General features: G+C 72.1%; 10 protein-coding genes. 5 read left to right on the forward strand and 5 right to left on the reverse strand.

Features of this window, described 5'->3' with window-relative positions; all coding sequences use genetic code 11:
* Window positions 1–4 precede the first annotated feature (4 nt).
* The gene (locus SYYSPA8_RS24540) at window positions 5–1,576 is read left to right on the forward strand and encodes an NADH-quinone oxidoreductase subunit M (RefSeq protein WP_323449479.1); all 1,572 of its coding nucleotides are present in this window, start codon (window positions 5–7) and stop codon (window positions 1,574–1,576) included.
* Window positions 1,573–3,222, forward strand: a complete 1,650-nt coding sequence (gene nuoN / locus SYYSPA8_RS24545) for an NADH-quinone oxidoreductase subunit NuoN (protein ID WP_323449480.1) — start codon at window positions 1,573–1,575, stop codon at window positions 3,220–3,222. Before SYYSPA8_RS24540 ends, nuoN begins: the two co-directional genes overlap by 4 nt.
* A 160-nt stretch (window positions 3,223–3,382) precedes the next feature.
* On the opposite strand, the gene fahA is transcribed toward nuoN, so the two are convergent.
* Both fahA and SYYSPA8_RS24555 read right to left on the reverse strand, forming a co-directional pair.
* On the reverse strand, window positions 3,383–4,609 hold the full coding sequence (gene fahA / locus SYYSPA8_RS24550; protein WP_323449481.1) for a fumarylacetoacetase: 1,227 nt from the start codon (window positions 4,607–4,609) through the stop codon (window positions 3,383–3,385).
* Window positions 4,610–4,679: 70 nt separating this feature from the next.
* Window positions 4,680–6,707 carry a CocE/NonD family hydrolase gene (locus SYYSPA8_RS24555; protein WP_323449482.1) on the reverse strand — a complete coding sequence of 676 codons (2,028 nt, stop codon included), beginning with the start codon at window positions 6,705–6,707 and terminating at the stop codon, window positions 4,680–4,682.
* Window positions 6,708–6,957: 250 nt separating this feature from the next.
* Here SYYSPA8_RS24555 and SYYSPA8_RS24560 point away from each other — a divergent pair, with 250 nt between their 5' ends.
* The 3 genes from SYYSPA8_RS24560 to SYYSPA8_RS24570 all read left to right on the forward strand — a co-directional run bounded on the left by SYYSPA8_RS24560 (window position 6,958) and on the right by SYYSPA8_RS24570 (window position 10,849).
* Window positions 6,958–7,968 carry a polyprenyl synthetase family protein gene (locus SYYSPA8_RS24560; RefSeq protein WP_323449483.1) on the forward strand — a complete coding sequence of 337 codons (1,011 nt, stop codon included), beginning with the start codon at window positions 6,958–6,960 and terminating at the stop codon, window positions 7,966–7,968.
* A 214-nt stretch (window positions 7,969–8,182) separates the two neighbouring features.
* Entirely contained in the window at window positions 8,183–9,190 is a 1,008-nt protein-coding gene (locus SYYSPA8_RS24565; protein WP_323449484.1) for a CHRD domain-containing protein, read from the forward strand.
* A gap of 327 nt (window positions 9,191–9,517) precedes the next feature.
* Window positions 9,518–10,849: a LolA family protein gene (locus SYYSPA8_RS24570; RefSeq protein WP_323449485.1), complete on the forward strand. Its 1,332-nt coding sequence runs from the start codon at window positions 9,518–9,520 to the stop codon at window positions 10,847–10,849.
* Between the two features lie 64 nt (window positions 10,850–10,913).
* On the opposite strand, the gene SYYSPA8_RS24575 is transcribed toward SYYSPA8_RS24570, so the two are convergent.
* From SYYSPA8_RS24575 to SYYSPA8_RS24585, 3 genes are all read right to left on the reverse strand, one after another.
* Window positions 10,914–11,711 carry a phosphotransferase gene (locus SYYSPA8_RS24575; protein WP_323449486.1) on the reverse strand — a complete coding sequence of 266 codons (798 nt, stop codon included), beginning with the start codon at window positions 11,709–11,711 and terminating at the stop codon, window positions 10,914–10,916.
* Window positions 11,712–12,047: 336 nt separating this feature from the next.
* Complete coding sequence (locus SYYSPA8_RS24580) at window positions 12,048–12,566, reverse strand: NUDIX hydrolase (protein ID WP_323449487.1); 519 nt, start codon at window positions 12,564–12,566, stop codon at window positions 12,048–12,050.
* A gap of 523 nt (window positions 12,567–13,089) precedes the next feature.
* Window positions 13,090–13,314, reverse strand: coding sequence for a hypothetical protein (locus SYYSPA8_RS24585; RefSeq protein ID WP_323449488.1), 225 nt, complete (start codon window positions 13,312–13,314; stop codon window positions 13,090–13,092).
* Window positions 13,315–13,475: the final 161 nt, after the last annotated feature.

Consider the following 13,475-nt stretch of genomic DNA (forward strand, 5'->3'; position numbering starts at 1 on the left):
CGCGATGTCCTTTCCCCTCCTCACCGCGACGGCCGCGGTCCCGGCGATCGGTGCGATCGTCACCGCCGCCGTGCCCGCCGCCCGGCGCACGGCCGCCAAGTGGGTGGCGCTGTTCTTCTCGCTCGTCACCCTGGCGCTGGCCGCGGTCGTCTTCGTCCGCTTCGACCCGGGCGGCGACCGCTACCAGCTCACCGAGAACCGCTCCTGGATCGCCGACTTCGGCGTCCGCTACGAACTGGGCGTCGACGGCATCGGGGTGGCGCTGATCGCGCTCACCGCGCTGCTGATCCCGTTCGTGATCCTCGCCGGGTGGAACGACGCCGAGCCGCAGGAGACCGGCAGCAGCCGCTGGCGGCCCACCCAGGGCTTCTTCGCCCTGATCCTGATGGTCGAGGCGATGGTGATCCTCTCCTTCGAGGCCACCGACGTCTTCCTCTTCTACATCCTCTTCGAAGCCATGCTCATCCCGATGTACTTCCTCATCGGCGGCTTCGGCGACCGGGCCCACGCGGGCACCGACCAGAACGCGGCCGCCCAGCGCTCGTACGCGGCGGTCAAGTTCCTGCTGTACAACCTGGTCGGCGGGCTGATCATGCTGGCGGCCGTGATCGGTCTCTACGCGGTCGCGGGCAGCTTCTCGCTCACCGAGATCGCCGCCGCCCGCGCCAGTGGCGAGCTGGAGATGGCCACCAACACCGAGCGGTGGCTCTTCCTCGGCTTCTTCTTCGCCTTCGCCATCAAGGCGCCGCTGTGGCCGCTGCACACCTGGCTGCCCAACGCGATGGGCGAGGCGACCGCGCCGGTCGCGGTCCTCATCACGGCCGTGGTCGACAAGGTCGGCACCTTCGCGATGCTCCGCTTCTGCCTCCAGCTCTTCCCCGGGGCCTCCGAGTGGGCCACCCCGGTGATCCTGGTGCTCGCGCTGATCAGCATCGTCTACGGGGCGCTCCTCGCGGTCGGCCAGCGGGACATCAAGCGGCTGATCGCGTACGCGTCGATCTCCCACTTCGGCTTCATCGTCCTCGGGATCTTCGCGATGACCTCCCAGGGCCAGTCGGGCGCCACGCTCTACATGGTCAACCACGGCATCTCGACCGCCGCGCTGATGCTGGTGGCCGGCTTCCTGATCACCCGGCGCGGCTCGCGGCTCATCGCGGACTACGGCGGGGTGCAGAAGGTCGCGCCGGTGCTCGCGGGCACCTTCCTCATCGGCGGCCTGGCCACGCTCTCGCTGCCCGGCCTCGCCCCGTTCGTCAGCGAGTTCCTGGTGCTGGTCGGCACCTTCTCCCGCTATCCGGCGGCCGGGATCATCGCCACCTCCGGCATCGTGCTGGCCGCGCTCTACACCCTCGTCCTCTATCAGCGGACCATGACCGGACCGGTGAAGGAGGAGGTGGCGGGGATGCCCGACCTCAAGGCGCGGGAGCTGGCGGTGATCACCCCGCTGATCGCGCTCCTCATCCTCCTCGGCGTCTTCCCCAAGCCGCTGACGGAGGTCGTCAACCCGGCGGTGGAACACACCCTGTCGGATGTCCAGAAGACTGACCCCCGGCCCGATGTGGAGGCGGCGAAGTGAGCCCTGAAGCTGTCCACACCCTGTGGACGACGGCGGCCGGGCCGGTCGATCGGATCCCCGCCCCGGAGATCGAGTACGCCCAGCTGGCGCCGATGCTCATCGTCGTCGGCGCGGCGATCGTCGGCCTGCTCGCCGAGGCGTTCCTGCCGCGCCGGCTGCGCTACCCCACCCAGGTGGGGCTGACGCTGACCGCGCTCGCCGCCGCCTTCGCCGCCGTCGTCGGCCTCGCCGAGGCCGGCTACGGCACCTCGAAGGTGAACATCGCCGCCATGGGCGCGATCGCCATCGACGGGCCGACGCTCTTCCTCCAGGGCACGATCCTGCTGGCGTCGGTGGTGGCCGTGCTCACCTTCGCCGAGCGCAGGCTCGACCCGCTGGACCACGGCCACGCGGTGGACTCCTTCACCGCCCAGGCCGCGGCCGTCCCCGGCAGCGACAACGAGCGGGCCGCGGTCCGCGCCGGTTTCACCACCACCGAGGTCTATCCGCTGGCGCTGTTCGCGATCGCCGGGCTGCTGGTCTTCCCCGCCGCCAACGATCTGCTGACGCTCTTCATCGCGCTGGAGGTCTTCTCGCTGCCGCTGTACCTGCTCTGCGCCCTCGCCCGCCGCCGGCGGCTGATGTCGCAGGAGGCCGCGGTGAAGTACTTCCTGCTCGGCGCGTTCTCCTCGGCGTTCCTCCTCTTCGGTGTCGCGCTGCTCTACGGGTACGCGGGCTCCGTGTCGTACGCCCGGATCGCGGACGTGGTCGACGGCAGCGTCCGCACCATCGATCCGGCGCTCGCCGACACCATGGGCAACGATGCTTTGCTGCTGACCGGTTCGGCGCTGATCCTCATGGGGCTGCTCTTCAAGGTCGGCGCGGTCCCGTTCCACATGTGGACCCCGGACGTCTACCAGGGCGCCCCGACACCGATCACCGGCTTCATGGCGGCGGCGACCAAGGTGGCGGCCTTCGGCGCGCTGCTGCGGCTGCTCTACGTCGTCCTGCCGGGGCTCAACTGGGACTGGCGGCCGGTGCTGTGGGGCGTCGCCATCGTCACCATGCTGGGTGGCGCGATCGTGGCCATCACGCAGACCGACATCAAGCGGCTGCTGGCGTACTCGTCCATCGCCCACGCCGGGTTCATCCTGGTCGGCGTCGTCGCGGTGACCGAGGAGGGGGTCTCATCCGTCCTCTTCTACCTGGGCGCGTACTCGTTCGTGACGATCGGCGCGTTCGCCGTGGTCACGCTGGTGCGGGACGCGGGCGGCGAGGCGACCCACCTCTCCCAGTGGGCGGGGCTCGGGCGCAGGTCTCCGCTGGTCGCGGCGGTCTTCGCGGTCTTTCTGCTGGCCTTCGCGGGGATTCCGCTGACGGCGGGCTTCTCCGGCAAGTTCGCCGTCTTCAAGGCGGCGGCCGAGGGCGGCGCGGGCGCGCTGGTGGTCGTGGGTGTGATCGCGTCGGCGATCGCCGCGTTCTTCTACATCCGGGTCATCGTGCTGATGTTCTTCAGCGAGCCCAAGGCCGACGGCCCCACGGTCGCCGTGCCCTCGCCGATGACCATGGCGGCGATCGGGACGGGTGTCGTCGTGACCCTGGTGCTCGGGGTCGCACCGCAGTACTTCCTCGATCTGGCGGGCCAGGCCGGGGTGTTTGCCCGCTGAGCCATCAACACCCTTCAGCGTCACCGATCGCGGGGCCCGGTCTTCCCGGGCCCCGCTGTCGTAGGGGCGTCGGCGCCGGAGCCGAACCCGCCGGGCTGGGGCCCTGCCCCGTACGCCCGGCCGCGCCGGCCTCCTGAGCCCCCGGGATTCAGTACTGCTGTCAGGCGGAGGGCACCACGCGGCCGGTGACCTCGCCCAGGCCGACCCGTACCCCACCGGGGCCCGGGGCCCACGCGGTCATCGTCACCTCGTCGCCGTCCTCCAGGAAGGCGCGCTCGCCCTCCGGCAGTGCCAGCGGGTCCCGCCCGTTCCAGGTCAGTTCGAGGAGCGAGCCGCGCTGGTGCCGCTCGGGGCCGCTGACCGTGCCGGAGCCGAACAGGTCGCCCGTGCGCAGCGAGGCCCCGTTGACCGTCATATGGGCGAGTTGCTGGGCCGCGGTCCAGTACATCGTCGCGAACGGCGGCTCGGCGATCACATGGCCGTTGACGGCGACGCTGATCCGCAGGTCGAAGCCGCCGGGCTCGTCCTCGCCGGCGTCGTCCAGGTAGGGCAGGAGGGCGACGTCGCGGGCGGGCGGCGCGCAGCGGGCGTCGTCCAGGGCCTCCAGCGGGGTGACCCAGGCGGAGACGGAGGTGGCGAAGGACTTGCCGAGGAAGGGCCCGAGCGGGACGTACTCCCAGGCCTGGAGGTCGCGTGCCGACCAGTCGTTGAGGAGCGAGAGCCCGAAGACGTGGTCGCGGAAGTCGGCGAGCGGCACCGGTGTGCCCCGCTCGGAGGGGACGCCGACGACGAAGCCGACCTCGGCCTCGATGTCGAGCTTGACGCTCGGGCCGAAGACGGGCACGGGGTCGGCGGGCGCCTTGCGCTGGCCGCGGGGGCGTACGACGTCCGTGCCGGAGACGACGACGGTGCCGGAGCGGCCGTGGTAACCGATGGGCAGGTGCTTCCAGTTGGGGGTCAGCGGCTCGCCGTCCGGGCGGAAGATCCGGCCCACGTTGGTGGCGTGGTGCTCGCTCGCGTAGAAGTCGACGTAGTCGCCGACCTGGTACGGCAGCCGCATGGTGACGGCGGGGAGCGGGATCAGCAGGGGCTCTATGACGGCGCGGTGGGCGGGGACGCTCACCCAGCCGGTGAGCGCCCGGCGCACATCGCGCCAGGCGGTCCGTCCGGCGGCGAGCAGCGGGTCGAGGCCCGGTCCGCCGAGCAGGGCGGTGTAGGGGGAGCCGAGGGCGGCGGCGGCCGCTCCCGCGTCGAGGACGTGGTTGCCGATCCGGACGCCGAGCCGCCGGCGCTCGGGCTCGTCCGCCGTGGTGAAGACGCCGTAGGGGAGGTTGTGCGGGCCGAAGGGGTCGTCCCCGGCCAGTTCGAGCGGGCTCTGCTCGGACATCGGTGCGTGCCTCGCTTTCCTTGGGGTGAGGACACCGTACGTCGCGGGGGTGCCGGCCCGGCAGAGGTGATCATCCGGCCAGTCGCGGAATCCGTTTCTCCCAGGTCCGGTGGAAGACGATCTCCGTTCCGTGGCGGCAGACGACTTCGTCCCTGAGGGTGAAGTCGTCGGCGTCGGCACAGACATGGGAGCGGGTCTCGACGCTGGTGTCCCAGCCGAGCGCGGGCCGGTGCAGCCGGGTGTGCCGGACGGCGGTGATCCCGGCCGAGTGGGGGTCGCGCTCCTGGACGGTACGGGTGTGCAGGGCCTCGTCGGTGACCTCCAGGCCGTCGGGCAGGACCTGGGTGCCGCCGGGTACGGGGACGGTCTCCAGCCGCCACCACCCCGCTTCCGGGTCCCGGGTCAGCAGCCGGGCCGGGCGGGAGGGTCCGTCCAGGGTGCCCGCCGTGCCGATGAGGGGCCCGGCGGCGGCTTCCGGTTCGGCCTCGGGCGGCCGCACCCGGCCGGGCCTGTCGGGTCCGTCGGGTCCGTCGGGGCTTTCCCGTACGGGGAGTTCGAGCAGGGAGCCCCCGGGGGCGAGGAGGAACCCGGCCGCGCCGGGCGGGGGCCAGAACCAGGGCCAGTAGGCGGAGGAGACGGCGAGCCGGATCCGGTGGCCGGGCCGGAAGGTGTGGCCGGTGGCGGTGAGGGCGAAGGAGACGTCCTCGGTGGTGCCGGGGGGCCAGGCGTGGGCGCGTTCGGTGCCGTGGCGGGCGGAGAGGTCGAGGACGCCCAGGGTGACGGGGGTGGAGGTGCCGTCGGGGGCGATGTCGCAGAGCCGGGCGACGGCCAGCCCGTGGGGTACGGCCAGGCGCAGCCGCAGGGTCACCCGGGGGCTGCCCAGGATCTCCAGCGGCTCCTCACCGGTCACGGGGAACTCGAAGCAGGCCGAGCGGGCGTCGTCGGCGCGCTGGTCGCCGGTGGTGGCACTTCCGTCGGGGAGGTACGGGCCGGCTTCCAGGCCGGTGCACTGGGGGGAGGCGACGACGAGGCCGGGGCCGTCGGGGCCGCCGTGCAGCTCGTACCCCACGGGGGTGACGGCCGGGGCGGGCCGGGCGGGCAGGCCGGTCCACCGCCCGGCGGGATCCGGCCCGGGGCTCTCGCTCCACAGGCGGAGCGCGGGTCCGGCCATGACGTCGTTGTCGATGCCCTTCAGATGGTGGTCCCACCAGCTGCGGGTCTCCTGGAGGAAGCCGATCGCGGGGCCGGGCCGCCCGTGGTCGGGGTACTGGTGGGACCACGGCCCGATCAGTCCGCGCACCCGGTCCGCGGGGAGCGTGGCCAGCAGCCGCAGCACGGTCTCGCGGTGGGGGTCGTACCAGCCGCCGGCGGCGAGGACGGCGGCCCGGGCGGCGGCCAGGGCCTGTGGACCGGCGCCCGCGGCGGCCCAGAAGTCGTCCCGGAGCTGGTGGGCGAGCCAGTGGTGGGCGGCGGGCTCGACGGCCGCCAGCCGCTCCAGCCAGCGTTCGCGCCAGTCGTCGCCGGTGTGGACGGGGTCGGGCGGGCGGCAGCCGGCGGAGAGCTGGTCGGCGGCGGTGAGGGCGGTGGCGTCGGCGGTCGCGGCGCCGCCGGGGTAGAGGTCTGCGTAGGGGTCGGCGCCGCAGCAGACCGCGACGACGGCGGCCAGGGGCTCGGGGTCGAGCCCGGCGGTGCCCAGGGCGCAGGCGCCGCCCCAGCCGATGCCGAACATGCCGATCCGGCCGGTGCTCCAGGGCCGGGTGGCCAGCCAGTCGACGACATCGACGGCGTCGGCGAGGACGGCGGGGGAGGTGGGGAGCCCGGCCGGGTCGGGGGTGCCGCCGCTGTTGCCGTGGCCGCGCGCGTCGACGCGTACGGAGGCGTAGCCGTGTCCCGCGTACCAGGGGTGGCGCTGGGCGTCGCGTGCGACGGTCGTGTCCGTCAGCCTTTCCGGCGAATACTCCAGCAGTACGGGGACAGGCTCATCGGTGAGCGGGCGCCAGACCCGGGCGAAGAGGGTGGTGGCTCCCCGGCTGCCGTGCACGGGGATCCGGACATCCTGATGGCTGGTTTCATAGGGGAACCGAAGGCGGTGGCGCATGGCGGGGCCTTGTCGCGCGGTGGGTGGCCGTTCGCCGGAGTCGCTGGTGGGCACTTTCCCCGGTTGAACGCTGACTTTGGCGAAATAGACCGTTTCTGGCAGATTCTTGTCTTATGTGCTGATCACGAACATACCGGGGGAGGCGGGCGGGCGCTCACGGTGATCGAAAGGCGACCGGATACGCTGACTTGAGTGAATCCACCGACACATCGACAATCCGTGTGATGATCAGCAGACAGGAGACCACCTCGTGACCGTCGTCGGGCCGTTCGGGCTGAGCGTGCGGGACCAGGCTCTTGAGGCCGATGTCCACAGCGGACTGTCGGCCGTGGAAGCGGGTCTGCTCGATGCGACCAAGAGCGAGGTGCCCTTCATCACGGAGGCGGCACAGCACCTCGTACGGGCCGGGGGGAAGCGGTTCCGGCCCCTGCTGACGATGCTGGCGGCCCAGTTCGGCGACCCGTACGCCCCGGGTGTGGTCCCGGCCGCCGTGGTCGTGGAGCTGACCCATCTGGCGACCCTCTACCACGACGACGTGATGGACGAGGCCGACGTGCGGCGCGGGGTGCCCAGCGCCAACGCCCGCTGGGGCAACTCCGTCGCGGTCCTGACCGGCGACTTCCTCTTCGCGCGCGCCTCCCACATCCTCGCCGACCTCGGCCCCGAGGCCGTCCGGATCCAGGCCGAGGCCTTCGAGCGGCTGGTCACCGGCCAGATCCTGGAGACGGCCGGACCCCGGGACGGGGGCGACCCGGTCGAGCACTACCTCGACGTCATCGCGGGCAAGACCGGCTCGCTGATCGCGGTCTCCGGCCGGATCGGCGCGCTGATGGCCGGCGCCGACGAGCGGTTCGTGGACATCCTCACCCAGTACGGGGAGCGGCTGGGGGTCGCCTTCCAGCTCGCGGACGACGTCCTCGACATCGCCAGCGACTCGCACGAGTCGGGCAAGACCCCCGGCACCGACCTGCGCGAGGGCATTCCGACGCTGCCGGTGCTCCATCTGCGGGAACGGGCCAAGGCGCTGGGGCTCCCGGAGGACCTGGAGCTGGTCGCGCTGCTGGACGGGGACCTCGCGGACGACGACCGCCTCGCGGAGGTGCTGCGCCGGCTGCGGGGGCATCCGTCGCTGGAGCGGGCCCGCCGGGACACCGTGCGGTACGCGGAGGAGGCGCGGTCGACGCTGGCGCCGCTGCCGGAGTGCTTCGCGAAGGCCGCGCTGGAGGAGCTGTGCGACGCGGTGGTGCACCGGGCGGGCTGAGGCACGTTCCCGCAGGTACGTTTTTGTCGGCGCCCCGGGGTCGGTGACCTCGGGGCGTTTTGCCGTTCTGAGGGCTGAAGTGCCTGGTCAGGGCGGTGGAGTAGACCCGTGACGCAGGTCACAGGTCTGGACTGAGTCCGGATGGGGACGCCCTTCGTACCCATGCCCGGAAGCCGACGCACAGGGCGTAGGCACCGGTACGGGGAGTTTCCTCATGAAGCGCACCAAGGCCATACTGATCGGCACCACCGCTGTCGCTGCCGCAGCCGGTGTGGGGCTCGCCGTACTTCCCGCCGTCGCCGCCGACGGCAAGGGCTCAGCCGCCGGGAGCGGCCACGCCGGACACGGCGCCGCCGAGGTCGTCACCGCCCGGGGCGCCGACGCGAAGGCGAAGGCGTGGTACTTCGCGGCCGGCCTCAACGGCGCCAACGAGGTCCCCGTGCCGGGCGGCCCCGCTGTCGGCGACCGCGACGGCCAGGCGCTCCAGTTCGTCCGCGTCCAGGGCGACCGGGTCTCGGTCGCGGTGAAGTTCCGGGGCACCGACAAGCCGACCGCGCTCCACATCCACCAGGGCAAGCGCGGCACCAACGGCGGCGTCAAGATCGACTTCACCCCGCTGCTCAGCAGGATCACGTACCTGGACGGCTGGAAGGGTGCGGTGACCGGCACGGTCAAGGTCAAGGACAAGGCCGTGCTGGAGGAGTTCGTCAAGAACCCGAACGGCTTCTACGCCAACCTGCACACCGCCCGGTTCCCCGGCGGCGCCGTCCGCGCCCAGTTCCACCGGGTGACCCAGGGCTTCCCGTTCGCCAAGGCCCTGGACAACTTCCAGGCGTCCGTCGTCAAGGGCCGGCAGGTCTACGAGTGCAAGAAGGCCCCGGCCGGCGGCTGGTCCTTCCAGCAGCGCGATGTGACGGCGACCCTCGGCGGGAAGATCGCCCACTCCTTCGTCGCCCCCAACTCGGGCACGCCGCAGTGGATCGCGCCCGACCGCAGCGCCGTGACCGGCACCCTCATCAGCAAGGTCGACAACGGCGCCAGGAACATCCCCGAGCTGGTCCTCAAGGCCACCCGGTCCGGCCGGGCGAGCGGTCTGCTCGCCAGGAACCACGAGATCCTGCGGCTCAACACCGTCGGCGGCGTCGCCCCCCGGGGCAGCTGCGCCAAGGGCGCCATCGCGAAGGTCGCCTACGGGGCCGACTACGTCTTCATCCTGAAGTAGGCCCCGGCGTACGGCAGTCCACCGCCCGGCGCGGGACCAGCGGCGACGGCGGCGGGCCGCTGCCCGCGGGGTAAGGATCCCCGGCTTCGGACAGGGCGCCTCCCCTACGGGAAGGGGGAGGCGCCTCGCCGTTCCGTCATCCCTGAGCAGTACGCCAAGTTGCTCCCGGGGGCGGACGCCCGCGCGGCGCGGATTTGGTGTCATGGATACATCGCCCCGGAGCGAGGCCGCCACCGAACGGCCCCTTCCGGGGAGAGGACGGTACGACCCGGCGGCTGGACCGTCCGGCACCGACGCTTCTGACCGACCACGGAGGTAGGGCCCACCATGGCAGCCAATGACAGCGCACAGAGCACCGAGCAGAACCAGGACGCGGGCGGCCGCCGCAAGCTGGCGGCACGCTACGCCGTCCCGGTCGCCGTGGCCGGTGTGGCGGCGGCGACCATCGGACTGGTGCCGGCGCTGGCTGCCTCCGGGGACCCCGACCTGCCCAAGGTCACCGCCCAGCAGCTGATCGAGAGGATCGCCGCCTCCGACACCGAGCGCCTCTCCGGCACGGTGAAGATCACCACGGACCTGGGCCTCCCGGGCCTCGACGCCCTGGAGTCCTTCGCCCCCGGCGCCACGAAGGGCGGCGGCAGCCCCTCGGCCTCCCCCGAGGAGAAGCTGACGGAGCTGGCGACCGGCACGCACACGCTGCGCGTCGCCGTCGACGGCCCCGACCGCCAGAAGGTCTCGCTCCTGGACGACACCTCCGAGTACAGCCTGATCCACAACGGTGGCGAGCTGTGGGCGTACAACAGCGAGAGCAACGAGGTCTACCACGAGAAGGGCCTCCCCTCCGGGAAGTCCGCGAAGGACGCGGGGAAGGGCGCGAAGGGCGGCGCCGACGCGCTGCCGACGACGCCCCGGGAGGCCGCCGAGGCCGTGCTGAAGGCGGCGGACGGCTCCAGCACCTCGATCACGGTCGACGGCACCGCGCAGATAGCGGGCCGGGACGCGTACCAGCTCGCGATCAAGCCCAAGCAGAGCGGTTCGACCATCCGCTCCATCAAGATCTCCGTGGACTCCGAGACCGGCACCCCGCTCAGGCTGACGCTCAACGCGAGCGACGGCGGCAAGCCCGTGGTCGACATCGGCTTCACCAAGGTGAACTTCGCCAAGCCAGCGCCCGCCCTCTTCGACTTCACCCCGCCGAAGGGCGCGAAGATCACCGAGGGTGACGAGAAGGACGGCGGGAAGGGCGAGGGGAAGGCCGGCCACGGCCTCTCCGACCGGGAGCTGAAGGAGCTGGAGAAGGAGCTCGGGGGCGACCTCGACAAGGGCCTCGCCGAGCTGGAGGACCTGGAGAACGGGGCCGGTGACTGGGCGGGCGGCCTGCCCGGCAGCGGCCTGGACATCCTCGGCAAGGACTGGACGTCGATCGCCACCTTCAAGGCCCCGGGCGGCGGCCTGCTCGCCTCGGCCGACGCGGAGGACCTGCCGAAGGAGGCGAGCGGCGTGCTCGACATGTTCGGCGACACGGCCACGGGCGACTTCGGCTCGGGCCGGGTCTTCAGCACCCGCGTGGTCAACGCCCTGGTGACGGACGACGGCACGGTGTACGTGGGCGCGGTGACGAAGGACGCCCTGGTGAAGGCGGCGAACGCGAAGAGCTGAGCGGGATGTGCGACAGCCCTGCCCCTTCCGGTCCGAGGGGGTGGGGCTGTCGTGCGTACTGGTGTCACGAGCCGAGGGCGTCGAGCAGATGCCGGAAACGGCTGTTGCTCGCGGCTGCGGCTGCTTCTCCCACGCTCGCGGTGAACTCGCTGCACGTCGCGGTCACGAACGCCTCAACCGCTGGGGGGTTGGCCTGTTGCCAACTGGGGATGCCGGACAGCCACGTCATCGCCTCCCCGGGGTCCTGGCCAAAGGTCATGAGCCACGTGGCGGTGTACGCGGCGTCGACCCATGCGGGTCCGAGGGCAGGCATGGCCCAATCGATGACATGGGCGTGTCCGCCCTCGTCGATGAGGACGTTGTGGGGGTTGGTGTCGGTGTGCAGGAGGTGCGTGCCGCGCAGCGCGTCCGCTTCTCCGGGCCGCAGATGTCCGGCGAACCGGTCCGGAAGCTGCGGGACGGGAACCCGGGGAGTCCGTAGGCGGTGCATCCGGCGCAGGGTGCGCGCGACGGCTTCGAGGTCGCGCGTTCCGGGCCCGTAATCGACGTGCCGCCCGTCGATGTGCGCGAACGCCAGACAGACCCATCCAGTCGTCTCGAAGCGGTAGCGGATGGTGGGGCCGATGCCGCCGACCGCCGCATTGATCCGCTCTTCGCAGCGCAGGCCCGCCACCCCGGCATCGTCGGACGTCCGCACACCTTTGAGGAACAGGCGTCCGGCGCGGTGGGTGTGCAGCACCAGCGCCACGGAGCAGTTGAACCCGCTCGTCACGCTGCCCGACGCGAGCACCGGTCCGGTACGCGCCTCAACTGCCTTGCGCAGATCATCCGGGAGGTCTTCCCATCCGACTCGCTCCGTCATCGGCTCTCCCACTCGACGCGGGGAGGGGCACCGGTTGTCCGGCACCCCTCCCCCTTGGCTGGATCAGCGCCGGGTGGCGCCACACTTGCGGCACCGGTCAGCGCCACTCCACTTGACCCAATCGTGGTCGCAGTCGCTCAGAATCCACGGCTTCATCGCCTTCATCGCTGGACCTTCCTGTTGGGTGTGATGCCTTACCGGCCCGTCGGGCTGCCGACCGTCCCCGCTGTGGGCAGGGGCAGCCGAACGGGGTGGTGCCCGCCCTCGCCGTGATCTTTGCCGTGGGGGACACGATGCGGATCAGGTGGCGGGGGCGGAGTCCTGGTGGTGCGGCTGCTACGCGACCGGCTCCCCGAGCAGCAGCAGCGGCAGCGATGTCCCGCCCGCCCGGATTTCGAGCGCGGCCCGGATACGGCGTTCCTGGTACGGGCGGACGTACTCGCCCAACTGCGCCGGCGGCACCCACCGCAGGTCTTCCAATTCGGCGCGGGCCGTGTCGGGGATCGCTGCGGCCTCGGTTTCGGCGGGGGTCAGTGTGCCGCCGTCGCAGACGACGTTGAACCCTTCGGCGGACCCGGTGTCCGGGTTGGCGGGGACCTGGTCGAGGACGAGGAAGCGGCTGACCCGCAGCCGCAGCCCGGTCTCCTCCGCCAGCTCCCGCGCGGCGGCGTCGGTGACGGCCTCGCCCGCACGGGCGCCGCCTCCGGGGAGCTGCCACCCGGGCTTGTACGTGGGCTTCACGAGCAGGATCCGGCCGGCCGGATCCTGGACGAGGACGACGGCGCCGATGCGGCGGCGGGGCTTGGTTTGTTCGGGTGGTCCGTGCCGGGCGGTGCGGGTTGTTCGTCTGTGCACCCGGGGCGGGGTACGGGTCCGTCCTCAAGCGCCGGACGGGCTGGTTTTGTGCGGGTTGTCGTCGGGGGCCAGCCCCCGAGGCCCCCGCGCCTCAATCGCCGGCGAGGCTGGAATTTGTGCGGGTCGACCCAGCCTCGGGTGGTGGTGCGGGTTGGCGGGGCCTTCGGGCTCACCTCCTCGGGGTCGGCGAGCGTACTCACCAGGTTCAGTGCGGGTCGGCCTCCGCCGATCCCCTGCGGGGGCGACCCTGCACCCCCACCCACGGACCACGCAAAGGGCAGCCGGTACCCCCGCCGGAGGAAATGAGGGGTGGCCCCGGTCGCCTGTGCGGGGGAATGAAGGGGCGACCGGGGCCGGGGGCCGCTTCCGCGCGGTGGTGCGCAGTGGCAAGGGACCACTGCCGCGCGGAAGCGGGGTCTGGGGGTTTCTTAGAGCTGGTCGCGCGCTGCGGATATCAGCAGCCCGACGATGGAGAGGTAGGCGGATATGAGGACCGCCGTCGCGGCGCCTTCCTTGAGCTTCTTCACAGGACACCTCCGGTACTGCTGCGCACGTTCGCCTTGGCCAGCGCGGGCCTGAGCCGATCCGCGACGGTCGCGGCCCGGATGTCGGTCCGGGGCGCGTCCCACTCACACCCACCGTGCGGCGGACGCAGGTAGTACCGCGTGCCGTACTCCGCCATCACCACCCCGATCGCCCCCGTCACCGTGTCGAGCGCCAGTACGCCGATCCGGAGATCGTCGGTCATGTCTCCCCCTCGGCTCAGTGCGGGTGCTCTGCGATCACGGCGGTGCAGTGGCGGACCTGTGCAGATGCGGCACCTGCGGGCCGGCCTGGGGACGCCGTTCCCACGAGGCGGGGCCGCGAGAACAGACCCGTGAGGGTGGTGTGGAGCACCCGCACGCTCGC

It is taken from the genome of Streptomyces yaizuensis, assembly GCF_034961445.1.
GTDB lineage: Bacteria > Actinomycetota > Actinomycetes > Streptomycetales > Streptomycetaceae > Streptomyces > Streptomyces yaizuensis.